This is a genomic window from Mesorhizobium sp. M0518 (assembly GCF_040321125.1).
Taxonomy (GTDB): domain Bacteria; phylum Pseudomonadota; class Alphaproteobacteria; order Rhizobiales; family Rhizobiaceae; genus Mesorhizobium.
Genome location: NZ_JAMYQY010000033.1, coordinates 22,286 through 46,092 on the forward strand (window position 1 = coordinate 22,286; position 23,807 = coordinate 46,092).

A 23,807-nucleotide genomic window follows, 5' to 3' on the forward strand; every position below is an offset into this window, starting at 1 on the left:
ATTGTCGCCGCCTGCCGAAGCAGCGCGACGGTCTCCGGAGCAGATCTGGAAGGAGGCCGGCATGGCTCGAGACCACATGATCCTCAGCGCATTCTTCTTCAACCCGCAGGGCGATCATCGAATGTCGTGGCGCCATCCGCGGGCACCGGGCCGGGAAGTGCTGGACTTCGAGTTCTACCGCGATCTCGTGCAGGCGGCCGAGCGCGCCAGGATCGACACCATCTTCGTCGCCGACCACGTGTCGATCTGGGATTCGGTCAAGAGCGGCGTTGCCCACTATGCCAATGCCCGCCTCGAACCGCTGACGCTGTTGTCGGCGCTAGCCGGCGTGACCAAGCATATCGGCCTGATCACCACGGCGTCGAGCTCCTACAGCGAGCCCTACAATGTGGCGCGCATGTTCGCGTCGCTCGACCATATCAGCAAGGGCAGGGCGTCTTGGAACGTCGTCACCTCGGCTATGGACGAGGAGGCGCGCAATTTCGGCCGCGACGGCAATATCGAACATGCATTCCGCTATGAGCGCGCGGCCGAATTCCTCGATATCGTCAAAGCGCTGTGGGACAGTTGGGAAGACGAGGCGCTGCTGATCGACAAGGCGTCGGGCTATTTCGCCGATCCCGACAAGGTCCACCCCATCGACCATAAGGGCAAGCATTTCAAGGTGCGCGGGCCGCTCAACGTCTCGCGGCCGCCGCAAGGTCATCCGCTGATCGTCCAGGCCGGATCCTCCGAAGACGGCAAGAACTTCGCCACCGCCCAGGCCGATGCGCACTTCGCCATCTACAGCACCAAGGAGGATGGCATCAAATACCGTCAGGATATCAACGAGCGGCTGGCCCGCCACGGCAGGCGGCCGGAGAGCTTCAAGATCCTGCCCGGCATCCTGCCTGTTGTCGCCGCCTCCGAGGCGGAAGGCCGGGAAAAGCAGGAATATCTGCAGACCTTGCTTCCCGATCAGGTCGGCATCGACCTTCTGTCCAGCTGGAGCGGGTTGGACCTGTCGCTGTTCCCGCCGGACGGGCCATTGCCGCCTCTGCCGGACGAGAGCACGTTCAATGGCGGACGCACGTCGCTCAACCGGGTCAAGCAGTGGGCGAAGCAGAATCTCAGCCTGCGCGAGATCGCCCGCAAGCTTGCCAACAGCGGTTCGGTGCCGACCGTCGCCGGCACGCCGGTACAGATCGCCGACCAATTGCAGGACTGGTTCGTTTCGGGTGCCGCCGATGGCTTCAACCTGATGTTCCCGCTGCTGCCCGAGGACTGGGTGAATTTCGCCGAACAGGTGGTTCCGGAGCTGCAGCGGCGCGGCGTATTCCCCCTCGAATACGCGCCGGGAACGTTGCGCGACCGCTTCGGCCTGGCGCGACCAGCCAATCGCTTCGCCGAACAGCGCGACAATGCGCGCGCGGTGTCCTGACGTCAGGCCGGGAGAACGATCATGACCGTTGCACCAAGATTGCAGCCCCGCGAAGCCACCGCGCCGCAGCTCGTCAATGTCCTGCACAGCCCCAAGCGCGTGCGTGTCAAATTCGGCGGCCGCACCATCGCCGACAGCCGCAACGTGCTGGTGTTGCGCTCCAACCATTTCCTGCCGATCTATTTCTTCCCGCCGTCAGCGGTCGACCCGTCGGTGCTGAGACCCTCATTGCATCGCGAACCGCATCCGGTCGGTGGCGAGACAGCCTATTGGGATATTGATACCGGTGACAGGCGCAGCGCCAACGCGGCCTGGGCGTTCGTTTCGCCGCCGGATGAAAACCTGTCGCCGCTGGCTGGCCGCATCGCCTTCACCTGGAAGGCCGTCGACCAGTGGTTCGAGGAGGATGAAGAAGTCTTCGTCCACGCTCGAGACCCGTATGCGCGCATCGATGTGCTGCAGAGCTCCAGCCATGTGCAAATCTGGTTCGACGGCGAGCCAATCGCCGACAGCCACCGTCCGGTTCTGCTGTTCGAGACGCATCTGCCGACGCGTTTCTATCTGCCGGCGGAAGACATCCGGCTGGAGCGGCTGACGGCGTCCGTCACAACGACGCGATGTCCTTACAAGGGCATCGCCTCCTACTGGTCCGGCCTGCTGAGCGACGGAACGGTGCGCCCGGACATCGCCTGGAGCTACCGGGATCCGATAGAGGAAATGCCGAAGATCAAAGGGCTCATCGCCTTCTATCCGCAGGCCGTCGACCGCATCCATCTCGACGGCGAACCCGTCGCATAGCTTTTCAATCTTCATTTCAGAGCAGGGGTTTAACATGACCAAACGCAGAGATATCGACGCAGTTCGCAACCTGTCGGGGGACATCTGGAATGTCGCCGTCGACGAATATCAGGGCGGCTTTCTCAAGCGCCGCGATCTCCTGAAATACGCCGCACTGCTCGGCCTGACCGGCTTTGCCGCCTCGCAGGGGCTTGGAGGCGCACGCGCCGCGACGGCTGCCGGCGGCACGGTTCGCGTCGGGCTCGGCCAGCCGACCAAGGCGATCGATCCGGTTTCGGTGACCGATCCGGCCAGCATCGGGGTGATCAGCCAGGTCGGCGAGTATCTGATCCTCGACGATCCGAAGGATGGTCTGCAGCCGAAGCTCGCTCTGTCCTGGGAGGCAAACGAGACGGCCAGTCGCTGGACCTTCAAATTGCGGCCAGGGGTGAAATTCCACGATGGTCGCGCGGTCACCGCTAGGGATGTTGTGGCGAGCTTCGAGCGGCTGGTCGATCCGGCCAGCGGCTCGTCGGCCCTGTCGGCCTACAAGGGCATCCTGTCCAAGGGCGGCGCCAAGCTGGTCGACGACGAAACCGTCGCCTTCGATCTCGACGGCCCAAACAGCAACTTCCCCTTCTATGTCTCCTCAGACGTCTACAATGCCGTGATCCTGCCGGCCGACTATGCCGGCGATTTCGAGAAGAATTTCAACGGCACGGGTCCGTTCAAGCTGGAATCCTTCCGTCCCAAGCAAGGCGCCAGCTTCGTGCGCAATGAGGACTACTGGGGCGACAAGGCGCTGCCCGACCGGGTCGAGATCAAGTTTTTCGACGACGAGCAGGCGCAGGTGCTGGCGCTGCAGGCCGGCCAGCTCGACGTCATCCCGAGCACGACGCGCCTGGAACTCGCGATCGAAGGCAATCCCAACTTCAAGCTGCTCAGCGTGCAGGCAAGCTCGCATGACCAGGTGCATCTCAGAACCGACCAGGCTCCGTTCACCGACAAGCGGGTCCGCCGCGCGCTGGCGCTCACGCTCGATCGCGAGGCGATCGTCAAGGGCCTGCTGAAGGGCCGCGCCATCGTCGGCAACGACACCCCGTTCGCGCCGATCTTCCCATCGGCCGATCCATCGGTGCCGCAGCGCAAGCAAGACATTGCCGAGGCCAAGCGCCTGCTTGGCGAGGCGGGCGTGCCCAACGGCTTCGAGGTGACGCTGACCACCGAACGCGCCTATGACATTCCCGACTATGCGGTGATCATCCAGAACTTCGCCAGGAAGGCCGGCATCGACATCAAGCTCAATGTCCTGCCGCAGGACGCCTATTACGGCTCGGCGACCTTCGGCAGCTCACCATGGCTGGATTCGGTGCTCGGCATCACCGACTACGGCCATCGCGGCACTCCCGACATCTTCCTCAACGCCACGCTGAAGAGTTCGGGAGCCTGGAACGCGGCGCATTTCAACAACCCGGCCTATGATGCGCTGCTGCTCGATTACTCGAAGGCGCGTGATCTGCAGGCACAGCGCCTCGTTGCCGGCAAGATCCAGACCTTGCTGCTCGACGAAACGCCGGCGATCATCAGCTACTTCTCGCAATACAGCCGAATCGTCAGCTCCAAGGTCGAGGGCGTGCGCTTCACGGCGATCTCGCATCTGCTGCTCGACCGCGTTTCCTTCGTCCAGGCATGATCGAGACATGCTGACGGGCCGCACTTTGTCAACGCGTGTGGGCACACTTGTCCTCACGCTGTGGCTGGTCAGCATCCTGGTGTTCTTCGCCGGGCAGGTCCTGCCCGGCGATGTCGGCCGCGTGATGCTCGGTCCGTTTGCCGACGCGCAGGCGGTGGCGGAACTGAACAAGCGGCTCGGCGCCGACCAGCCGATTCTCGTCCAGTACTGGCTATGGTTCAGCAAGGCCGTGACCGGTGACTTCGGCACCTCGTTGTCTATGCGCGGGCCGGTGGCGCCGTTCGTGCTCGAAAGCCTCAAGCGCTCTGCTGCCCTTGCCGGCATTATTCTGATTTTTCTCGTGCCGCTTGGTGTAGGGGCCGGCGTCATCGCGGGTCTCAATGCCGGCCGCCTGATCGACCGGCTGATCGTGATGGCGGGCGTTTCCTTCGGCATCGTGCCTGATTTCGTTTCCGGGCTGATGCTCCTTATCCTCTTCGGCCTGTGGCTGAACTGGTTCCCGATCTCCGGCGTTGCGCCCGATGGCGCGGGCTTCTGGACGCATGGCTATTATCTGATCCTGCCGGCGCTGCCGCTGGTGCTGAACCTTGCCGGCTACATCGCCCGGATGACGCGGGCAGGGGTGATCGAGGCAATGGCCGCCGACTATACGCGCACCGCCGTCCTGAAAGGGCTGGAGCGGCGCGAGATCATCTTTCGGCACGTGCTGCGCAACGCGCTGACGCCGACCATCGCGGTGCTGGCGACGCAGACCGGCTACATGCTTGGCGGGCTGGTGGTGATCGAGGCGCTGTTCGGCATCCAGGGGCTTGGCAATCTGGTTCTGAATGCGGCCAAGGCACGCGATTTCCCGATGCTCGAGGCCGGCGTGCTGGTGATGGCGGCAATCTTCGTGCTGTCGGCGGCGGCCGGCGACCTCGTGCTGGCGCTGCTCGATCCGCGGCAACGCCGCCGGACCTCGCCATGACGGATCTGGCGGAGTTTCCCGCACCACGGCGCGCGGTGGCCGGCTTTCCGGCAGTGCGCAGGATCCGCAGTGTTTTCTCCGGACTGGCCCCGTCGGTCGTGGTCGGATCGCTGCTGCTTCTGTTCTGGGTCGTTTGCGCACTGTTCGGCAACCTCTTCGTTCCCTACGATCCCTATGCCGAGGATTTTCTGGCGATGCTGACGCCGCCCGATGCGCTGCACTGGTTCGGCACCGATCATCTCGGCCGCGACGTGCTGTCCCGCATAGTCGTCGGATCGCGCGATATCCTGCTGGTTGCGCCGCTGGCGACGCTGGCCGGCGTTGCCGCCGGCAGCATCATCGGTCTGGTGCTCGGCTATTTCGACGGCCTGGTCGATGCCATCGGCGCGCGGCTGCTCGATACGCTGATGGCGTTTCCGTTCATTGTTCTCGTCACCATGACGCTGGTGGCGATCGGCCCGTCGAACCTGACCGTCATCCTGGTGATCGGCATCGCCTACGCGCCGCTGGTGGCTCGCACCGTCCGCGCCGCCGTGCGCGAGCAGAAGGAGCGCGACTATGTCAGCGCTGCGCGGCTTGGCGGCGAGGGCCCGCTCGCCATCATGTTTCTGGAGATACTGCCCAACATCAGGGAAACGATCTTGATCGAGCTGGTCACAAGGCTGGGCTACGCGTTCTTTTCGATCGCGACGCTGAGCTTTCTCGGCCTCGGCATCCAGCCGCCATCGGCCGACTGGGGACTGGCCGTCGCCGACGGCTACGGCTTCCTGACCGGCGGCAAATGGTGGGTCGTCGTCTTCAATTCCGCGGCAATCGTCTCATTGGTCATGGCGACCAACCTTATCGCACAAGGCATCGGCGCCTTCGAAAACAGCGATGCATGAGCCTTGATCGGGTGCGTCGAAAAATCTCTTTGGCATTGAAGCCTGACGCGCATCCTTATATCGCATGGCTATGAAGAAAATCGGTTTCCTGTCGTTCGGGCACTGGACGCCCTCGTCGCAATCGCAAGTGCGCTCGGCATCGGACGCGCTTTTGCAATCCATCGACCTCGCCGTCGCCGCCGAACAGCTTGGCGCGGATGGGGCGTATTTCCGCGTGCATCATTTCGCCCGCCAACTCGCTTCGCCGTTCCCGCTGCTGGCCGCCGTTGGCGCCAAGACCAGCCGCATCGAGATTGGCACTGCAGTAATCGACATGCGCTATGAGAATCCGCTCTACATGGCGGAAGATGCCGGTGCCGCCGACATCATCGCCGGCGGCCGCCTGCAGCTTGGCATCAGCCGTGGCTCGCCCGAGCAGGTGATCGATGGCTGGCGCCATTTTGGCTACGCGCCACCGGAAGGCAAAAGCGACGCCGACATGGCGCGGCATCATGCCGAGGTATTCCTCGAGACGCTGCGGGGCGAGGGGTTCGCCCAGCCCAATCCGCGGCCGATGTTCCCCAATCCGCCCGGCCTCTTGCGCCTCGAGCCGCATTCGGAGGGTTTGCGCGAGCGGATCTGGTGGGGTGCGGCTACCAACGCCACGTCGGAATGGGCGGCCAAGCTCGGCATGAACCTGCAGAGCTCGACGCTCAAATTCGACGAGAGCGGCAAGCCGTTCCACATCCAGCAGGCCGAGCAGATCCGCATCTATCGCGAGGCCTGGAAGGCGGCCGGCCACAAGCGCGAGCCGCGCGTCTCGGTCAGCCGCAGCATCTTCGCGCTGGTCGACGATCACGACCGTGCCTATTTCGGCCGCGGCAACGAAAGCCGCGACCAGATCGGCTTCATCGAGGAGAACACCAAGGCGATCTTCGGGCGCAGCTATGCGGCTGAGCCGGATGTGCTGATCAAGGAATTGGCGCAGGACGAGGCGATCGCCGAGGCCGACACGCTGCTGCTCACCGTTCCGAACCAGCTCGGCGTCGACTATAATGCGCATGTCATCGAGGCGATCCTGACCCATGTCGCGCCGGCTCTGGGCTGGCGCTGACGCCGGATCGATCGAAGCGGAGTGCTCCAAGGGAGGTACACCATGCCAAAGAAGGCCTTGATCGCCTGGGGCGGCTGGGAGGGCCATACGCCGGAGCAGAGCGCGAAGATCGTTCGCACCTTGCTTGAGCGAAACGGCTTCGACGTCACGTTGGGCGAGGGCACGGCGATGTTCGCCGATCCGGAGCTGTCGTCATTCGATCTCATCGTGCCCGTCATCACCATGTCGACGATCGAGAAGACCGAACTGCAGAACCTGACGCATGCGGTTCTCGGGGGGAGCGGACTCGGCGGTTTCCACGGGACGATGGGCGACAGTTTCCGCAACGAGCCCGACTATCAGTTCATGACCGGCGGTCAATGGGTCGCGCATCCCGGCAACATCATCGACTATCACGTCGCCATCACCCGGCCGGACGATCCGATCACAAAAGGTATCAGCGATTTCGCCTACCGGTCGGAGCAATATTACATGCATGTCGACCCAAGCAACGAGGTGCTGGCGACCACCACCTTCACCGACGCGCATTTTCCGGGGATAGGCGGCGTCGTCATGCCGGTCGTCTGGAAACGGCGCTATGGGGCGGGGAAGGTTTTCTACAGTTCCCTTGGTCACACGGCGGATGAGTTCGCGGTGCCGGAAATGGCGCTGATGGTGGAGCGGGGTTTGCTTTGGGCGGCGCGGGGGTAGCAGCAGGCACGTTTTCGTGAAAACCTGGGTTGAATTCACAGGGCATCCATGGAGATATCAAATGAGTGATTTCGAGTGGTCCGGATCCGAAAAGAAGCTCGCGCGCCATGCCTTCGATACCGCTCTTGAGGCGGCGCTCGCAAAGACGATGGCCGACTTCAAAAGCAAGGCGAGTGCGGTGACGCAGCCCTCCGAGATGTGGGAGCTCGAAGGCTATTTGCGTGAACAGCGACGGGAAATCGATCGCACGTTCGACTATCGCTATTCGCAGCTTCTCTTCGTGTTCGCGCAGCTTATTCGAGCAGGATATCTCGATGAAAAGCTGCTTGGCGGTCTGTCGCAAGACAAGCGGGATGTCATTCAGCGGGACCTGGCCTATGTCGAGAGTCGCTTTGCAAGTGGATGACGAGGGGAACGGCGCTGCCAGAACTGCGAGAGGTTGGCGATCGTTGATTGACGACACTTTTGCGAACCCCACGCTTCGTCATCCTAGGGCGTAGCAGTCGCGAAGCGACGTGGCGAAGACCCTAGGATCCATGCCGCGACTTCCGTGCGGTGCGACGGTGGAGAACTTTCAGTCGCAATCGCTGCATCTGGAAAGAAAAGTTGACCTCAATTGCTCTGGACCGATGCATTCTTCGGTCACAGTCCTGGCATGGATCCTAGGGTCTGCGCCGCGTCGCTTCGCTCCTTGCTCCGCCCTAGGATGACGAATTCGGGGAGGCTTAAGGCACGAATTGCGCAACCTCACCCAATCCCGCCCGTAACCAGATAGGCGCCGGCGCTGCGCCCATCCTCCAGCCACACCACCGCTGTGACGATCGAACCGTAGGAGCCACGCCAGACGCTGTGGAAGCGCTGATGCTCGGCGGCCGGAATGAGCGCGTGCCCGCTGAAGCGCGCACCGCTTCGCTGCAGCGCGACGGCCTCTCCGTTGACATGTACCTTGAGGCAGGCCGTCCCAGACACCTCATTTGGCAGGTCGAGCGTGATGACGATCTCGTCCTGATCGCCGAAAGGCCGCGTCTCGGCGGCAAGCGTGATGGCGAACGCTGACGCCTTGCTGTCGTCGGCTCGGGCGGGGCGGCCTGAAAACACATCGGCGGCAAGTTCTGGCGTGCGCGGCGGGCGGGTGCGGCGCTGCGTGGAGCGTTCGAAATCGCCGGCCATGCGCAGCAGCCTTTCGTCGTCATAGGCCTTGCCGGCGAAAGTCAGGCCGACCGGCATACCGATATCGGCCATCGTACCCATCGGCACGGTGACGGTGGGGATGCCGAAATGGCGCCAGACCAGATTGCCGTTGGCGACCCAGGTGCCATTGCGCCAGGCAAAGGCGGCGGACGCCTCGTCGATGTCTGCATCGGCCGGCCCGACATCGGCAGCGGCGGGCAGCACCACGGCGTCGATGCCTTGCGCGTCCAGCCAGTCCTCGAAATCGATCCGCCTTGTCGCTTCCAGTCCCTTCAGTCCCTCTTCCAGCGTTGGAATGTCCACGAGGGGCGTGACGCCGGACCGTGCCCGCTCGACATATACCCTCAGGTCGAAGCCGCCTTCGTATCGGTCGGACAGCGTGCCGGGCGGTTGCGGGAAGATCTTTGGGCCATCGACCGAGACGAGATCGGGAAGCGCCGGATCGGCATTGGCGCGCAAAAAATCGTCCCAGCCCCAGATGCAGAGGTCCCAGAGCTCGCGCTCGGCGAACTCTGGGGGCACCAGCCCGCGCTCGACCATGCTGCGCGCGCCGGGACGGTCGCGTTCATAGTTGGAGACGACGGGAAAATCGACCTCGATCACCTCGGCGCCAAGCCGCCTCAGATCGGCCGCCGCCTGCTCCCACAGGGCAAGTACCGAGGCGCGGGTTTCGATCGGCTTGTCGGCCTCGGTGTCGCGGCCGATATACATTCTGGGCACGCCAAGCCGCATGCCTTTCAACGACCCCGCCAGTGTGAGGTCGGTATAGCGCGGCGGCCGCACGTCGGAGCTTTTCGGCAGCTTGACCCAGGGCTGCGCGCGCCAGAAATCGCCGTGCGTCTCGGGGTCGTCGGCGACAATCACGTCGAGCAGTTCGAGCATGTCGGGGACGCTGCGCGTGTGCGGCGCGACGACATCCATGGTCGGGACCAGCGGCCAGTTGCCGCGCACCGAAATGACACCGCGCGACGGCGTATAGGCGACCAGCGCATTGTTGGTGGCCGGCGCGCGGCCGGACGACCAGGTTTCCTCGCCAAGCCCGAAGGCGCAGAAGCTGGCCGCTGTCGCTGTGCCGGAGCCATTGGATGAGCCCGATGCGAAGGCGGCGGTGAGATAGTCGCCATTGTACGGACTTTCGGCGCGGCCATAGACGCCGCGCTGCATGCCGCCATTGGCCATCGGCGGCATGTTGGTCAGCCCGATCAGCACCGCGCCGCCGGCCCGCAGCCGGGCGATGGTGAAGGCGTCCTCATTGGCAATGAGATGCTCGAAGGCCGGCGAGCCGGCGGCGACCGTCAGGCCTGATACCTTGTAGCTGTCCTTGGCGGTGTAGGGGATGCCGTCGAGTGGCCCGAGCACGGTGCCGTTGCGGCGGCGCTGGTCGGAGGCGGCAGCCTCCTCGAACATGCCAGGGTTGAGCAACGGGACGGCATTGAGGCTGATGCTGTGCCGGTCGAAATGCGCGATGCGCCTGAGATACGCCCCGACCAGTTCGACGCTGGTGACGGTGCCGTCATCGAGCGCGCGGCGCAATTGGTCGATCGTCGCTTCGACGAGATGAAAGCCGGCATCGGTCATCACGGGTCCCACATTTCCACGCACCATGGATGAGCGAGGCAGCTGGCTTCGGCAAGAGCCTATCGCGGTCATCTCCGGAACTTTTGTCCGGCTGGCGGTTTTGGATGTATGGTGTGATTCCGGAAATGGCCAGGAGGGTATTGGCGATGACCACGAAATGCGTTGCGATCCTAGCTCTCGCTGTCGCCATGGGCTCAAGCGTTTGCGCCCCGGCTTTCGCTGGCGACCGGTATCACGACCGCCGGGTCCACTCCGAACGCTACGTTCCCGCCGAAGGCGATCTCATCGACATCCTGTTCGGCGGCCCGCGCTACTACGATCAGCAGTTGGTCACGACAGCAGCCGGCGCGTGCTCCTATCATCGCGTCGGACCCGACGCGAATGCGTTGAACAAGATCAACGATCATCACTGTGGGAAGTAGGCGGCAGGCAGCGCCTCAGCGCCCGCCACTCTCCTTCATCCGCTCGATGATCTCGGCCATCAGCGCCAGGTCGCGGCGGGAATCGGCGAGGTCGGTCAGCGGCTTTGTGCCTTCGGTGATGTGGCGGTGGAAAGTCTCGAGTTCTTTCGAGAAAGCATCGCCGTAGAGAGGCCCGAGGGTTTTCGTCACCGGGCCGAACGGGCCGGCATCGGTGACCTCCAGCCGCGTCGGCAGGCTGCGGATGTAGGGCGTGTCGTAGATGATGCGCACCCGCCTGTTGTTCGAGCGCACCTCGATCATGGCGTCGAATAAGCCGAGATCGTCGACCACCGCGTCGTAGAGACAGGCGAAATGGCCGTAGTCGAAGGTGACTGATGTGTTGGCGCCGCCGTTGGTGCGGTGCGCGGCCAGCACGCGCGTCGGCTCGCCGATCAGCCCACGCATCGCCGAAATGTGGTGCGAGGAAAGTGCCGTCAGCCCGCGATAGGCGCGCACCAGATCGGCCGGCGCGTCGGCGCCCACCACCTCGCGGATCAGCGCGTCGCGTTCGCTTGCGCCACGCGCCAGCAGGGCAGGGTCGATGTCCTGGGGGTAAAGGACGTTCTGGCTCTTCTTGAGGAAATGCCGGCCCTCCGAGATCAGGTCGAAGATGCGGACATGGGTGATGTCGGCGAAGGCGGGCAGCTCGTCCCTGGCGGCCAGATAGGCGGGCGCATAGCGGCGCATATAGCCGACGAACAGGGTCTTGTCGTAGCCCGGCATCAGCGCCAGCAGATCGTCGATTTCGCGCACCGTGAGGCAAGCGGGCTTTTCCAGCAGGATATGTTTGTTGGCAGCAATCGCCGCCCGCACGAAGCGGCTGTGGGTATCGTCGGATGACAGCACGAACACAGCGTCGATGTCGGGCGAATTAATCAGCGCCTCGGCCGTGTCGAAGGCCTTTGCCGTCGCAAATTCGGAGGTGACGAGTGACACCAGGCTGGGCGACACGTCGTACACGCCCGCGATCACCCAGCGGTCGCGCTGATCGCCCAGCACAGGCAGATGGATCGACTGCGCGACCTCTCCAAGACCTATCAGTCCGACACGAATTGGTGCCACAGGCGAACTCCCTTTGATTTCAAGTCTGATGCTGCAGGACTATGCCGCGCCGGTTACCAGCGCGACGAGCTCATTTCCGGACGTTTCGGAAGCGCGCACGGTCGCCGCCATCTTTCCCGCCCGCATCACCCAGATCTGGTCGGACAGGCGGCGGACCTGATCGAAATTGTGGCTGACCAGGATGACGCTGACGGATTGCTCGCGCAGGCGCCGGATCAGCGCCTCGACATTGGCCGTCTCCTGCACGCCGAGCGCCGCCGTCGGTTCGTCCATCACCACCAGCTTGGCGCCGGAGCCGACAGCGCGGCAGATCGAGATCGCCTGCCGCTGGCCGCCCGACAGACGCCGCACACGCTGGTTGATCGACGGCACGTTGATCGACAGCCGCGACAGCATTAAGCGGGCCTCGCGCTTCATCGCCTTGCGGTCGAGGAAAGCGAACGGGCCGATGCGGCGCACGATCTCGCGGTTGAGGAACAGGTTCTGCGCGACCGTCAGTTCGTCGATCAGCGCCAGGTTCTGGTGCACGGTCTCGATGCCGGCCTTGCGTGCCTCGTCGGGATTGGCGAAGGGCCGCGCCCGTCCGTCGAAGAACAAATTGCCGGTGTCCGGCTGATGCACGCCGACCAGGCTGCGGATCAGCGTCGACTTGCCGGCGCCATTGTCGCCGATGACGGCGGTGACCTCGCCGCGACGGGCCTGGAAGGCGACGTCGGTGAAGGCGCGGATGCCGCCGAAATGCTTGCTCAGCCCTTCGCAGGCGATGATCGCCTCAGTGGCGGGGATATGATGGGGAGCGCTCATTTCTGATACCGCATGATCAGCGCCGCCAGCACCACGATGGCCCCCACGGCAAGCGGTTGGTAGAAAGCCGAGACGTTGAGCAAGGTCAGGCCGTTGACGAGTGCTGTGAGCATCAGCGCGCCGATCGCCGGTCCCAGAATGCTGGCGCGGCCGCCGAACAGGCTGACGCCGCCCAGCACCACCGCCGCCACCGAATTCAAGAGCAGGCTGGTGTTGATCTGCGGTTCGGCCGAGCCGATGCGGGCGACCAGGAGAATGGCCGCGATGCCGGCGCAGAGACCGGAAATCGTATAGGCGGCGATCTTGACCCGGTTGGTGCGGATGCCCAGCGCGCCGGCACTTTCAGCCTGGCCGCCGGTCGCCAGCAGATGCACGCCGAAGCGCGTGTGGTAGAGCGCGATATGGGCGACGATGACGGCTGCGATCGCTACCCAGACCGGATAGCCGAACGGTCCGAACGAGCCCGAGGCGAGCCTGAGCAGGAAGGTCGAGCCGACCATGGTCGGTTCGCCGCCCGACAGGATGAGCCCAAGCCCGGTGATGCCCGACAGCGTGCCGAGCGTCACCACGAAGTCGGGGATCTTGCCTGCCGTAATGATCAGCCCGTTGAGGAAGCCGACGGCGCTGGTGGCGAGAACCGCGAGCATGCAGGCGATGAAGATGCCGTAGTCGGCGGCATTGACGAGGCCGAGGATGATGGCGCCGAGCATGACGGCGGCCGCCAGCGACAGGTCGATGCCCGAGGTGGCGATGACGAAGGTCTGGCCGATCGACAGCACGACCAGGATCGCAGCCGCCAGCAACAGCGCCTGCAGATTGGCGACGCTGAGAAAGACCGGCTGGGCGATGCCGAAGACGATGACGAGGCCGACCAGGCCGACGACGGATGCCCAGTCGGCCCAGAAGGAGGGATCGAGGAGGAGAGCCGCCAGGGAGGGACGGCTCTCCTCCGCACCCGCCGAATGGGCGGCGGGCGCGTTGTCTGCAGGTGTGCTCACTTCAGCATCTCGCGGAAGGGATCGGGATAGTCGCCGCCCGGACGCGGAAAATTCTTCAGCGAGGCTTCGGCATTGTCCTTGTTGATCAACAGCACCGGTGCTGGCACGTTGGCCGGCAGTTCCTTGCCCTTGGCGGCCACTGCACAGGCCTCGAGGCCCATGGCGCCGACGACATAGGGATATTGGGCGACGGTGGCGGTGAGTTCGCCTGATGCGATCGACTTCAGCGCGTCGACGATGCCGTCGAGGCCGATCACCTTGACGTCCTTGCCCGAGGTCCGCACGGCGCGCTCGACGCCGAGTGCCATGATGTCGTTGGCGGCGAAGAAGCCGGCGAGGTCCGGATGGGCAGCGAGGATATCGGTTGCGGCGGTCAGGGCCTTTTCGCGATCCCAGTCGGCGCTGACCATCACCACGATGTCGAGTTTACCTTCCACCGCCTGCTTGAAGCCCTTGATGCGGGCGTTGGAGCCGACATCGCCGACGATGCCGGCGACCAGCGCGACCTTGGAGCCCTTCGGCACCAGCTTCAGCATCTCTTCGCCGGCCAGCGCGCCGGCGGCGACATTGTCGGTGCCGATATAGGTCGAGACGGCAAAGCCGGCGGCCTTGGCCTGCTCGGGGTCGATGGTCGAGTCGATGTTGACGATCGGCTTCTTCTTCTGGGCGACCGGCACCAGCGCCTGGACGAGATTGGAGACGCTGATCGGGTTGACCAGGTAGCAATCGAAATCCTGCATGGCCATGGCGGTCAGGCGGTCGGCCTGGCCGGTGGCGTCACCCATGTTGGCGGCGGCCTGGACGCTGACATTCACGCCGTTTGCCTTGGCCTGCTCCTCGATGCCCTTCTGCATGGTCTGGAAGAACGGATTGTCGAGGCCTTTGACGATGGCCGCGACTTTCGCCGCATCCTCGGCATGGGCGGGCGCTGCGACGATGGCTGCCAGCATGCCTGCGCCAAGCAGGTTCGTGCCAAGCTTCAGGCAATTGAACATACGCATGGTTTTTCCTCCTCCTGATTGTTTTATGGGCTGCATCAATGTCGCTGGCCGGCGACTGCAATGTCCGACGGGGCGCGAGCCCGGCGCCCGGCGCGATGGTCTCGCCAACAGAATGCTGCCCGCTTGGGATGTGCGGACTGCAGCCCAGGTTCGGGCACTTTCGACGTCAGGCATTGCTCCTCCCAGAGCGCCGGTCGATGCCATGCCGGCGTTTGCGCATGTTTTATAAAAAATTGACACGCGTCAAGATTTAAAATGTGCGTAGCGATTTTTGACTGTGCGCCCTGCGGGCATGACTGTGCTGCCGGCATGCGCTACAACCAAGGCGCGAAAAAAAGTGCCGGCCTCAGGGAACCGGTTGGGGATGTCCGCGTTGGTCGCTACTTTTGTGCAGAGGGAGGTTTCGGGTGGGGCGTTTCGAAATCGTGGAAGAGCCAACGGGTACGTTTTCGATTTTCGACACAATCACGGAATTGCCGGCAACGGTCGAAGGGGGCGTGTGCATTGGGCTTTATCGGCACGAAGTGCCGCTGGCGCTGCTTGCAGCGGTTGAAACGGTCCAGCCCGGCCCTTTTTCGCTGCTGCCCTCATTGTCGGTGTTGAACGACTGGCGGGCCCATCGAGACGGTCTGCTGGCATGAGCAAAGGTGCCTGATGTCGCATCGAAAATCATACCGTATGGGAAATCACGCCCTGTTGTCGAAAGCGGCGGTGAGGCATGGAAAGCAAGGGGAGGTTGCAGTGCGTCGGGAGGTGAAGCGATGTCTGATCAGGACGACCTGATCCGAGCTGCCATCGGTCGGCTGCTCGCCGAGAAGACAGGCGCTGCCGTCATATCGATGAGAGAGAGCATCACCGAGCTTCTGGCGCTGACCGGTGCCGCGCTGGACGAAAGACTGCAAGACCTGCTGCTGGAAATGGCCGAAGTCCGCGGCATGATGGTCGCTCTCGACTTCTGAGCAATATCGGCTGGGGTCGATGGGCATCAGTCCGCTACGCCGGCAACGCCTTCACCGGCAGTTCAACACTACTGCGCCGGCTTCAATGCTGAACCAAGCACCCGGGGTTAAAGATCGAGCAAAACCGTTCCTTGCGGGCGGCTGCAACATGCCAGGACATAGCCGGCCGACTTCTCTTCAGGGGCCAGACCGCCGAGATCCTCCATGGCGACTTCGCCGGACAACTTGGCGATGCGGCAAGTGCCGCAAACTCCCTGCTGGCAGGCGGTTGGGACGTAGACGCCACATTGGCGTGCCGCCTCCAGCAGCGTCTCTCCGGGCAAGCAGTTATGCACGATCCCGGAGCGGACGAAACGGACCGAAGATGGTATTGTCGAGGCCGGTTCCAACTGAGGGCTGCTGACGCCGCCGAAGCTCTCCTGGTGGTACCGCGACGGAGCCACGCCAATCGCATCCAGGCAGGCACGTGCGGCTTTCATGTACGCTTCAGGGCCACAGGCAAAGATAGTGCGGTTGTGGAGATCGGGAACGAGGGTCAGCAGCATCTGGCTGTCTATTCTGCCAGTCGGCCCCCTCCAGGTGGGATCTTCCTGGCTACAAACGCACGTTACTTTTACGTTGGGAAAGCGAGAGGCAAGTGCGTCCAATTCCCCTCGAAAGATTATGTCACCAGGCGTTCTGGCACTATGAACGAATGAGATATCCTGGTCGGCCGCGCGGTCGGTAAGCGCACGCAGCATGGACATCACCGGCGTTATCCCGCTGCCGCCCGAAAGGAAGAGCGGCTTTTCATATGGCAGGTCATCGAGATTGAATGAGCCGAGCGGCCCTTCGATCTCGATCTCGTCGCCCGCCCCCAAATTGTCGTGGAGCCAATTCGAAACCAGGCCGCCCGGTGTTCGCTTCACCGTGATCTGCAGGTCGAGCGGTCGCGTCGGTGGTGACGAAACAGAGTAGGAGCGCGTCACCGCGGCACCCTCGATCTTAAGGTGCACGAGCACATACTGGCCCGCGCTGAAGCAGAACATCCGATCCGTCGGGGATGTGAAAACGAAGGTTTTCACATCGGGCGTTTCCTCGATTACACGACGGCAGAGTACAAGCTGCGATGTGGTTTGTGCCCATTGCCGATGACGCCTCATCGGGAGGAGGTCGGGGGCCCCAAAGGGAACGTGTGCGTTCATCATTCATCTCGGTTTGAAGTCGAGCCAAGATGCCAGTTCCAGGCCCCCCGCAACAGAAGCATCCCTCCCAAGTTATGATCGAGTATTTCGATTACATATCCAGTGACATCACGGCAACGTGAAGGGCGCGGATTCCCTTGCGGATGATCGGTTCGTGTTTGCGGCGCGCCAGGATGGCCGTGTGTACCGGCTGATGCAGCGTCGGAGCGCCTTCGACGATGAACGATGGGCGTTCGAGGGCGAACCGGCGCGCATCGTCACTTCTCATATAGCAGGTGCCGCCCGTGCGCCGTAGCATCATTTCCGCCAAGGTTTCCGATCCCATGGAAAGGCGACAGATCGCCAACTCGCCGAGCAATTCGGCATGGGCCTTCTCCAGCAGGACCGTATAGCCCGGACGAATGTAGGTTTCGGGATCGACCTCCGAGAGGGTTCTGGCCACCGTGGAAACCATCACATATTCCTCAACCATCAAATGCTCATAGGAGATTTCGGGTAGGTATCGCGGAGCGTAAAGCACTGCGATGTCGAGATTTCCCATGCTTAGGTCGCTGACCATCTGGTTTGAATAATCCGACTCGACATGGATCGACGATTTGGGAAGAGCCTGACACAGCGTCTCGACCCAACCCGGCAAAACCGAGCGGGTCATCCCGACCTGCGCGGCGACGCGCAAGGTGCCTTCGAAACGATTGAACGCCCGGACATCGTGGCGAGCCTGCGACCATGTGGACAGCAAGGATCTTGCATAAGCTTCGAACCGGCGCCCTGCGGCGGTCGGCTCCGCCCCGGCGCGTCCGCGCTGGAACAGTTCGGACCCGATTGCGCTCTCGAGGTTCTTGATGCGGGTGCTGATCGTCGACTGGGTCAACCCTAGCCGATCCGCGGTGCGATTGAAGTTTCTCGATTCGATAATGTCGAGAAAGGTCTCGATGTGATCAAGTTGCATGAAATATCCAATCGAAAAACTCGATCATATTCCACGTATCATAAGCTTGATCAAACAATACTCAAGGCGGAAGCTGCAGCAGATCAGCGGCCGGCAGCGCCGCGGGACGAGACACGGATACGGAGCGGAAGAAGTGTTCATAGTCGACTGCGACTGTCATAATTACTGGTCAAGCGCCACCGTGTTGGAGCCCTATCTCTCCGGCTTGTGGAAAGACATGTTCATCGAGGGCGAGAAAACAGGTCCCGTTGGCGCCTTTCCGCATGGTCATCGGCCCTGGTTCCACCCGCAGGATTTTTCCCGCAAGGACATCCGTCCGAAAACAGAAGCCGACAATTATCTCATCATGAAGGAGAAGCACCTCGACAAATACAAAGTCGGCGTGGCGATCCTGACCGGCGATGAGCCTATCGAGGCGTCGACCCTGGCGAACCCTTATTATGCCAGCGCTCTGGTCAGCGCTTACAACGATTATCAGATCGATCAGTGGTTGCCGAAAGACGATCGTTTCATGGGCTCGATCATCATCGCGCCACAGGATCCGAAGCTCGCTGCCGCCGAGATACGCCGTCTTGGCAGTCATCCGCGCATGGTCCAGGTTCTCGCCTCCCAGGGGTCCGTCAAGCCGTATGGCGACCCGTTTTACCACCCGATCTACGAAGCCTGCGCGGAAGTGGGGTTGCCATTCGCCATTCATCTGGGCGGGCATGGGGGCGTGAATTCAACTGCCATTGCTCCTGCCCCGACGACATTCTTCTGGGAAACGCATGCCATTCTGCACATGTCGGCGATGTCGCACGTGGCAAGCATGATCGCCCATGGCGTCTTCGAGAAATGGCCGGACCTCTACTTCGTGATCATCGAGTGCGGCGTCGCCTGGGTTCCGTCGGTCCTTTGGCGCTTGGACGCCGACTACAAAGCGCTGCGCAAGGAGACGCCATGGCTGAAGATGCTGCCGTCTGAATATTGCCGGCGCAACATCCGCTTTTCCACGCAGCCGCTGGAGCAGCCTGCAAACATCCAACATCTCTGGTCCACGCTCGAAGCGATGGACGGCGAAAACACGCTGATGTTTGCATCGGACTATCCGCACTGGGATTACGACGATGCCAACACGCTGCAAATCCCTCCTGCCTGGAAGAGCAAGATCATGGGACTGAACGCGCTGGAAGTCTACAAACGCATCCCCCGCGCGCAAGCCGCGAATGCCGCCTGAGGAAGCATACGATGCCCGAGAAGACCTATATCTGCCGCGTCGACGAGATCGAAACAGGGTCTCCGTTCATCGCCAAGATCCGCAGCCTTTCGGTCGGGATTTTCCGCATCGGAGATTCATTCCACGCGCTGCTCAATGTCTGTCCGCACCGCGGCGCTCCGCTTTGCGAGGGGCCGCAATGCGGCACAACCGCGCCCGTTGAACAGGCGCAATTCATCTATCATCGCGAAAACGAGATCGTTCGATGCGCCTGGCACGGCTGGGAGTTCGACATCAAGTCAGGCGCGGCCTTGGTCGATCCCTCCGTTCGCGCGCGCACATTTCCAGTCACCGTCGAAGCCGGCGGCATCTACGTGACGGCCTGATTGGCGCAAGCCGATTGGGATTGGAAAAATTCGAAGGAAAGGTGGCGGGAGCCAATAAGCAGATTTGTTCGCCGGTGCTTGACGAGAAATAACGCGGAGAACTCCGCAATGGGAGAGTCAAATGTCAGAATCTGAATACAAGCTTGGTATCGCGCAAAGCCTGATCGGAGGCGGCAAGGTTTCCCGCCGCGACTTCATTCATCTTGGGCTGGCCGCGGGCCTGACCGTTGCCGCCGCCGACCGGCTGTTCGTGAGCACGGCGCGGGCCGAACCGATGCAGGGCGGCTTCGCCAAGCTCGGCATGGCTCATGGCGCGACGACGGATTCGATCGATCCGGCCGGCTACCCCGACACGTTCACACAAACCGCATTTTCGGGCTCGCTGTCCAACAGCCTCACCGAGGTCGACGCCAAAGGCAATGTCCAACCGGACCTCGCCGAGAGCTTTGAAACTTCGGATGGGGCCAAAACCTGGGCCTTCAAGCTGCGCAAAGGCGCAACCTTTCATAACGGCAAGACCGTGACGGCGGATGACGTCGTGACCTCCTTGCAATATCACATGGGCAAGGACACCAAATCGGCGGCGAAATCGCTGTTGGACTCCGTCGCCGACGTCAAGGCGGACGGCCCGGAAACGGTGGTCTTCACGCTCAAGGACGGCAACGCCGATTTCCCTTACATCATGAGTGACTACCATCTGGTCATCATGCCGGCCAAGGACGGCAAGGCGGATTGGGCTTCAGGCGTTCGCACCGGTGCTTTCGTCCTCGAGAATTTCCAGCCCGGTGTTTCGGCCAAACTCAAGCGCAATCCAAACTACTTCAAGAATGGCAAGCCCTATCTCGACGAGGTGGAGTTCATCGCAATCACGGATCTTGCCGCCCGCATGGCGGCGCTGTCCACGGGGGAGGTGGACTATATCGGCCGCGCCGACCTGAAGACCCTCGGCATGTTGAAACGCAATCCCAAGGTGGAAATCGTCGAAGTCACTGGCTACGGGCACTATACCTTGCCGATGAATGTCACGATGGCGCCGTTTGATAATCCGGACGTGCGAATGGCATTGAAATGGGCGATCAATCGCCAAGAAATCGTCGACAAGATTTTTCTTGGCCACGCTACTGTGGCCAACGACAACCCGATCGCGCCGGCCATCAAATTCGCCAAAGATCCGCAACCGCAACACAGCTTCGATCCGGAAAAAGCAAAGCACTACCTGAAAAAGGCCGGAATGGAGAACCTGAAAGTGGATCTCTCGGTCGCCGATGCCGCTTTTGCCGGCGCCGTGGACGCGGCTTCGCTCATTCGCGAAACGGCAGCCCAATGCGGCATCGACGTCAATGTCGTGCGTGAGGCCGAGGACGCTTATTGGGACAATGTCTGGCTGAAGAAACCCTGGTGCGCTTCCTATTGGAGCGGTCGGGCCACGGCCGACTGGATGTTCACGCAAGCCTTCGCCGCCGACTCCAGTTGGAATGAGTCTTTCTGGAAAAATCCCCACTTCAACGAATTGCTTGTCCAGGCGCGCGCCGAGACGGACGAGGCCAAGCGAGCGGCGATGTATGCCGAGATGCAGCAGTTAACCCACGATGACGGCGGCAGCATCGTGCTGGTCTTCAACAATTTCGTCAGCGCGCAATCCAAAAAGCTCGCACACGGTGATGTGGCGCCCAACTGGGAGAACGATGGACTGAAAATGGCCGAACGCTGGTGGATCGCCACGGCATGAGATGGCGGGCCGGAGCCGCGATGGTCTTGTGGCTCCGGCCGGCTTACTCCGAGTGCAGGGCTGCCGCCCAAAGGGAAACGCCACGCACATGAACCCCGTCGCAAGAACGGTCCTGCAGCGCCTTGGCCTCGGCCTGGTCACTTTGTTCATCGTGTCCATCATCATCTTCTCTGCGATCGCAATGCTTCCAGGCGACTTCGCCAAGGCCACGCTTGGGCAATCGGCGACGCCCGAAACGGTCGCCGCGTTCCAGCGGGAAATCGGCATCGATCGTCCGCCTGTCGAGCGCTACTTCGTTTGGGTCGCCCAGATGCTCCATGGCGATTTCGGCTCTTCGTTTGCGAGCCGCACCGGATATCGGCGTACCGTGGCCGAGATCATCGCACCCCGCCTCTACAACACGATGTTCCTTGCAGCGGTGACGGCGCTGATAGCCGTTCCGCTGGCCTTAGGGCTTGGCATTCTGGCTGCGCTGTACCGCAACGGCTGGTTCGACCGGCTGGTGAATGTCGCGACACTGACAACCATTTCATTCCCGGAATTTTTCGTCGCCTATATGCTCGCCTACCTGGTGATCTCGCGCGACACGTTCATCGGATCCGATTTCGCTCAAACGCTGCCTCATTGGCTCACTGTCTCGCTGAACTGGGCGCTCAATGCGGTTCCTAAATTTCCGACATTGTCGAATGTGAACGATCAGACGCCATTTTGGGAGCATCTCTGGAAAGTGGCCCTGCCGGCAATCACCCTTACGCTCGTAATCGTGGCCCACATGATGCGCATGACCCGAGCGGCCATCATCAACATGCTGGCAAGCCCCTACATCGATATGGCGCGCCTCAAGGGAATGTCCCCGATGGTGATCGTGCTGAGGCATGCCCTGCCCAATGCCTGGGCTCCGATCGTCACTGTGGTAGCATTCAACCTGGCGTATCTCATCGTCGGAGTGGTCGTGGTCGAGGTCGTGTTCGTCTACCCCGGCATCGGCCAGCTGATGGTTGACGCGGTGAAATCCAGGGATGTTCCGGTTGTCCAGGCCTGCGCCCTGATTTTCGCCGCGACTTACATCCTTCTCAACTTGCTAGCCGACGTTATTTCCATCGCCACCAATCCCAGGCTCTTGCACCCGCGATGACCAGATCCGAATCTGTCGCGGCGGTTCGGAGGCTGAGGCGCTCGCGTGCGACCCGGGCGAAAACTGCGCTGAAGAAGGCACCGTTCAGCGCATGGTTCGGCATCGTCGTGATCCTCGGCTACGTTTTTGTTGCGGTCTTCGCGCACTGGATAGCCCCATATGGCGAGACGCAGGTTTTCAGCGAAGCCTTCGCGCCGTGGAGCCAGGAGTTCAAACTGGGAACCGATCAGCTCGGCCGCGACATGCTTACCCGCTTGATCTACGGTGCGCGCAACACCATCGCTATCGCGGTCGCGACCACGTTGCTGTCCTTCGCGGTCGGCGTCTCGCTCGGCCTTCTTGCCGCATTGTACAGGGGGTGGCTCGACCAGATCTTGTCGCGTGCGGTGGACGTGCTGATGTCGATCCCGAGTCTGATCTTCGCGCTGGTGCTGCTGACGATCTTCGGCTCGTCGATCACCAGCCTGATTGTCATCATTGCGCTTCTGGATTCCACCCGGGTCTTTCGGCTTTCTCGCGCCGTCGGGCTTAACGTGGCGGTGATGGAATATGTCGAGGTGGCACGATTACGCGGCGAGGGACCGAAATGGATCATCGCCAAGGAAATCCTTCCCAATGTCATGCCGCCACTGGTCGCCGAGTTCGGCTTGCGATTCTGCTTCGTGTTCCTGACAGTTGCGGCGCTGTCGTTTCTCGGCGTCGGTATTCAGCCGCCGACGGCCGATTGGGGATCAATGGTGCGCGAGAACGCGACCCTGATCACCTATGGCGATGTCACGCCGCTACTTCCGGCCGGCGCGATTGCTCTCCTTACCGTGTCCGTGAATTTCGTGGTGGACTGGTTCCTGCAAGCAACAAGCGGGTTGCGGGATGAAAAGTAGCGGCCCAGGCCCACGCGAAAAAGGAAAGGATCTGCTTCAAATCCGCAATCTGCATGTGGAGGGGTTTTCGGATGAGCGGTGGCATCCCATTGTCCACGGGGTCGATCTGACGCTGAAGCGGGGCCAGGTTCTTGGGCTGATCGGAGAGTCAGGCGCCGGCAAGTCCACCATTGGCCTTGCCGCAATGGGTTATGCCAAGCCGGGCTGCCGGATCACGCAAGGCTCGGTCCTGTTCGACGGGATTGATCTTCTGGCAGTCAATGAAAAAGGGCGCCGTCGCCTCAGGGGCTCCCGCATTGCCTATGTCGCGCAAAGCGCGGCTGCCTCTTTCAATCCGGCACATCGGCTCTTGGAACAAACCGTCGAAACCGCGGTGGCGCATGGAATTGCCGGCCGGGAAGAGGCGAACCGGAGCGCCGTCGATCTTTATCGACGCCTTCAACTCCCAGAACCGGAGACCATAGGCTTTCGCTATCCTCATCAGGTCTCCGGCGGGCAGTTGCAACGGGCAATGACAGCGATGGCAATGGCTTGTCGTCCGGACCTCATAATATTCGACGAGCCAACAACGGCGCTCGACGTGACCACGCAGGTTGAAGTTCTAGCTTCCATTCGCAACATCGTGGAGGAATTCAGCACCGCTGCAATCTACGTGACGCATGACCTAGCGGTGGTGGCGCAAATGGCGGATCGTATCATGGTTCTGCGCCACGGACGTACCGTGGAGGAGGCTGATACACGCCAGATGCTGGCCTCGCCCAGCCAGGAAT

At 62.1% G+C, this 23,807-nt stretch carries 24 protein-coding genes; 17 read left to right on the top strand and 7 right to left on the bottom strand.

The features are described from left to right. Window positions 1–61 precede the first annotated feature (61 nt). The 8 genes from NKI66_RS30345 (at window position 62) to frp (ending at window position 7,930) form a co-directional block, all read left to right on the top strand. Window positions 62–1,420, top strand: coding sequence for an LLM class flavin-dependent oxidoreductase (locus tag NKI66_RS30345; protein ID WP_023809383.1), 1,359 nt, complete (start codon window positions 62–64; stop codon window positions 1,418–1,420). A gap of 21 nt (window positions 1,421–1,441) precedes the next feature. Continuing rightward, window positions 1,442–2,218 (top strand): DUF427 domain-containing protein, encoded by a 777-nt coding sequence (locus tag NKI66_RS30350; RefSeq protein WP_023809382.1) that lies wholly within the window; start codon window positions 1,442–1,444, stop codon window positions 2,216–2,218. Between the two features lie 34 nt (window positions 2,219–2,252). Then, window positions 2,253–3,890, top strand: coding sequence for an ABC transporter substrate-binding protein (locus tag NKI66_RS30355; RefSeq protein WP_023809381.1), 1,638 nt, complete (start codon window positions 2,253–2,255; stop codon window positions 3,888–3,890). A 7-nt stretch (window positions 3,891–3,897) separates the two neighbouring features. Continuing rightward, a complete protein-coding gene (locus tag NKI66_RS30360; RefSeq protein ID WP_023809380.1) occupies window positions 3,898–4,857 on the top strand; it encodes an ABC transporter permease in 960 nt (319 codons plus the stop codon). Then, window positions 4,854–5,741, top strand: a complete 888-nt coding sequence (locus NKI66_RS30365; RefSeq protein ID WP_023809379.1) for an ABC transporter permease — start codon at window positions 4,854–4,856, stop codon at window positions 5,739–5,741. The genes NKI66_RS30360 and NKI66_RS30365 overlap by 4 nt, the downstream gene beginning before the upstream one ends. 70 nt (window positions 5,742–5,811) lie before the next feature. Next, entirely contained in the window at window positions 5,812–6,834 is a 1,023-nt protein-coding gene (locus tag NKI66_RS30370) for an LLM class flavin-dependent oxidoreductase (protein WP_023809378.1), read from the top strand. Window positions 6,835–6,876: 42 nt separating this feature from the next. Further along, window positions 6,877–7,524 carry a ThuA domain-containing protein gene (locus NKI66_RS30375; protein ID WP_023809377.1) on the top strand — a complete coding sequence of 216 codons (648 nt, stop codon included), beginning with the start codon at window positions 6,877–6,879 and terminating at the stop codon, window positions 7,522–7,524. Between the two features lie 61 nt (window positions 7,525–7,585). After that, entirely contained in the window at window positions 7,586–7,930 is a 345-nt protein-coding gene (frp, locus tag NKI66_RS30380; RefSeq protein ID WP_023809376.1) for a fluorescence recovery protein, read from the top strand. A 341-nt stretch (window positions 7,931–8,271) separates the two neighbouring features. On the opposite strand, the gene NKI66_RS30385 is transcribed toward frp, so the two are convergent. Further along, complete coding sequence (locus tag NKI66_RS30385) at window positions 8,272–10,293, bottom strand: amidase (RefSeq protein ID WP_352753814.1); 2,022 nt, start codon at window positions 10,291–10,293, stop codon at window positions 8,272–8,274. A 146-nt stretch (window positions 10,294–10,439) separates the two neighbouring features. On the opposite strand from NKI66_RS30385, the gene NKI66_RS30390 reads away from it, so the two are divergent. Further along, on the top strand, window positions 10,440–10,715 hold the full coding sequence (locus NKI66_RS30390) for a hypothetical protein (protein ID WP_023809374.1): 276 nt from the start codon (window positions 10,440–10,442) through the stop codon (window positions 10,713–10,715). A 15-nt stretch (window positions 10,716–10,730) separates the two neighbouring features. On the opposite strand, the gene NKI66_RS30395 is transcribed toward NKI66_RS30390, so the two are convergent. The 4 genes from NKI66_RS30395 to NKI66_RS30410 are packed head-to-tail and all read right to left on the bottom strand — an operon-like array spanning window position 10,731 to window position 14,619. After that, window positions 10,731–11,816: a Gfo/Idh/MocA family protein gene (locus tag NKI66_RS30395; RefSeq protein WP_352441781.1), complete on the bottom strand. Its 1,086-nt coding sequence runs from the start codon at window positions 11,814–11,816 to the stop codon at window positions 10,731–10,733. Window positions 11,817–11,855: 39 nt separating this feature from the next. Next, a complete protein-coding gene (locus tag NKI66_RS30400; protein WP_023809372.1) occupies window positions 11,856–12,620 on the bottom strand; it encodes an ATP-binding cassette domain-containing protein in 765 nt (254 codons plus the stop codon). Beyond that, window positions 12,617–13,618, bottom strand: a complete 1,002-nt coding sequence (locus tag NKI66_RS30405; protein ID WP_023809371.1) for an ABC transporter permease — start codon at window positions 13,616–13,618, stop codon at window positions 12,617–12,619. The genes NKI66_RS30400 and NKI66_RS30405 overlap by 4 nt, the downstream gene beginning before the upstream one ends. Next, the gene (locus NKI66_RS30410; RefSeq protein ID WP_127294835.1) at window positions 13,615–14,619 is read right to left on the bottom strand and encodes a sugar ABC transporter substrate-binding protein; all 1,005 of its coding nucleotides are present in this window, start codon (window positions 14,617–14,619) and stop codon (window positions 13,615–13,617) included. The genes NKI66_RS30405 and NKI66_RS30410 overlap by 4 nt, the downstream gene beginning before the upstream one ends. Window positions 14,620–15,026: 407 nt before the next feature. On the opposite strand from NKI66_RS30410, the gene NKI66_RS30415 reads away from it, so the two are divergent. After that, window positions 15,027–15,260: a hypothetical protein gene (locus NKI66_RS30415; protein ID WP_023809369.1), complete on the top strand. Its 234-nt coding sequence runs from the start codon at window positions 15,027–15,029 to the stop codon at window positions 15,258–15,260. A gap of 120 nt (window positions 15,261–15,380) precedes the next feature. Continuing rightward, window positions 15,381–15,578, top strand: a complete 198-nt coding sequence (locus NKI66_RS30420) for a hypothetical protein (RefSeq protein WP_023809368.1) — start codon at window positions 15,381–15,383, stop codon at window positions 15,576–15,578. Between the two features lie 107 nt (window positions 15,579–15,685). Here the strand turns inward: NKI66_RS30420 and NKI66_RS30425 are convergent, their stop codons facing one another. Both NKI66_RS30425 and NKI66_RS30430 read right to left on the bottom strand, forming a co-directional pair. Continuing rightward, window positions 15,686–16,642: an FAD-binding oxidoreductase gene (locus NKI66_RS30425; RefSeq protein WP_196815301.1), complete on the bottom strand. Its 957-nt coding sequence runs from the start codon at window positions 16,640–16,642 to the stop codon at window positions 15,686–15,688. A gap of 211 nt (window positions 16,643–16,853) precedes the next feature. Continuing rightward, a complete protein-coding gene (locus NKI66_RS30430) occupies window positions 16,854–17,711 on the bottom strand; it encodes a LysR family transcriptional regulator (RefSeq protein ID WP_023809366.1) in 858 nt (285 codons plus the stop codon). Window positions 17,712–17,844: 133 nt separating this feature from the next. On the opposite strand from NKI66_RS30430, the gene NKI66_RS30435 reads away from it, so the two are divergent. The 6 genes from NKI66_RS30435 to NKI66_RS30460 all read left to right on the top strand — a co-directional run. Continuing rightward, on the top strand, window positions 17,845–18,927 hold the full coding sequence (locus NKI66_RS30435; RefSeq protein WP_352753817.1) for an amidohydrolase family protein: 1,083 nt from the start codon (window positions 17,845–17,847) through the stop codon (window positions 18,925–18,927). 11 nt (window positions 18,928–18,938) lie between these two features. After that, the gene (locus NKI66_RS30440) at window positions 18,939–19,292 is read left to right on the top strand and encodes a Rieske (2Fe-2S) protein (protein ID WP_023809364.1); all 354 of its coding nucleotides are present in this window, start codon (window positions 18,939–18,941) and stop codon (window positions 19,290–19,292) included. Between the two features lie 121 nt (window positions 19,293–19,413). Then, complete coding sequence (locus NKI66_RS30445; protein ID WP_023809363.1) at window positions 19,414–21,021, top strand: ABC transporter substrate-binding protein; 1,608 nt, start codon at window positions 19,414–19,416, stop codon at window positions 21,019–21,021. An 88-nt stretch (window positions 21,022–21,109) separates the two neighbouring features. Next, window positions 21,110–22,156: an ABC transporter permease gene (locus NKI66_RS30450; protein WP_128306095.1), complete on the top strand. Its 1,047-nt coding sequence runs from the start codon at window positions 21,110–21,112 to the stop codon at window positions 22,154–22,156. Continuing rightward, a complete protein-coding gene (locus NKI66_RS30455) occupies window positions 22,153–23,037 on the top strand; it encodes an ABC transporter permease (RefSeq protein ID WP_128306093.1) in 885 nt (294 codons plus the stop codon). Before NKI66_RS30450 ends, NKI66_RS30455 begins: the two co-directional genes overlap by 4 nt. Then, window positions 23,027–23,807 (top strand): ABC transporter ATP-binding protein (locus NKI66_RS30460; RefSeq protein WP_352753815.1); only part of this gene is annotated, 781 nt, incomplete at its 3' end. The genes NKI66_RS30455 and NKI66_RS30460, both read left to right, overlap by 11 nt.

Excerpts from the sequence above, each read along its gene's own strand:
- NKI66_RS30345 (WP_023809383.1), top strand. The coding sequence starts at position 62 with ATGGCTCGAGACCACATGATCCTCAGCGCATTCTTCTTCAACCCGCAG.
- NKI66_RS30350 (WP_023809382.1), top strand. The coding sequence starts at position 1,442 with ATGACCGTTGCACCAAGATTGCAGCCCCGCGAAGCCACCGCGCCGCAG.
- NKI66_RS30355 (WP_023809381.1), top strand. The coding sequence starts at position 2,253 with ATGACCAAACGCAGAGATATCGACGCAGTTCGCAACCTGTCGGGGGAC.
- NKI66_RS30360 (WP_023809380.1), top strand. The coding sequence starts at position 3,898 with ATGCTGACGGGCCGCACTTTGTCAACGCGTGTGGGCACACTTGTCCTC.
- NKI66_RS30365 (WP_023809379.1), top strand. The coding sequence starts at position 4,854 with ATGACGGATCTGGCGGAGTTTCCCGCACCACGGCGCGCGGTGGCCGGC.
- NKI66_RS30370 (WP_023809378.1), top strand. The coding sequence starts at position 5,812 with ATGAAGAAAATCGGTTTCCTGTCGTTCGGGCACTGGACGCCCTCGTCG.
- NKI66_RS30375 (WP_023809377.1), top strand. The coding sequence starts at position 6,877 with ATGCCAAAGAAGGCCTTGATCGCCTGGGGCGGCTGGGAGGGCCATACG.
- frp (WP_023809376.1), top strand. The coding sequence starts at position 7,586 with ATGAGTGATTTCGAGTGGTCCGGATCCGAAAAGAAGCTCGCGCGCCAT.
- NKI66_RS30385 (WP_352753814.1), bottom strand. The coding sequence starts at position 10,293 with ATGACCGATGCCGGCTTTCATCTCGTCGAAGCGACGATCGACCAATTG.
- NKI66_RS30390 (WP_023809374.1), top strand. The coding sequence starts at position 10,440 with ATGACCACGAAATGCGTTGCGATCCTAGCTCTCGCTGTCGCCATGGGC.
- NKI66_RS30400 (WP_023809372.1), bottom strand. The coding sequence starts at position 12,620 with ATGAGCGCTCCCCATCATATCCCCGCCACTGAGGCGATCATCGCCTGC.
- NKI66_RS30410 (WP_127294835.1), bottom strand. The coding sequence starts at position 14,619 with ATGCGTATGTTCAATTGCCTGAAGCTTGGCACGAACCTGCTTGGCGCA.
- NKI66_RS30420 (WP_023809368.1), top strand. The coding sequence starts at position 15,381 with ATGTCTGATCAGGACGACCTGATCCGAGCTGCCATCGGTCGGCTGCTC.
- NKI66_RS30430 (WP_023809366.1), bottom strand. The coding sequence starts at position 17,711 with ATGCAACTTGATCACATCGAGACCTTTCTCGACATTATCGAATCGAGA.
- NKI66_RS30440 (WP_023809364.1), top strand. The coding sequence starts at position 18,939 with ATGCCCGAGAAGACCTATATCTGCCGCGTCGACGAGATCGAAACAGGG.
- NKI66_RS30445 (WP_023809363.1), top strand. The coding sequence starts at position 19,414 with ATGTCAGAATCTGAATACAAGCTTGGTATCGCGCAAAGCCTGATCGGA.
- NKI66_RS30450 (WP_128306095.1), top strand. The coding sequence starts at position 21,110 with ATGAACCCCGTCGCAAGAACGGTCCTGCAGCGCCTTGGCCTCGGCCTG.
- NKI66_RS30455 (WP_128306093.1), top strand. The coding sequence starts at position 22,153 with ATGACCAGATCCGAATCTGTCGCGGCGGTTCGGAGGCTGAGGCGCTCG.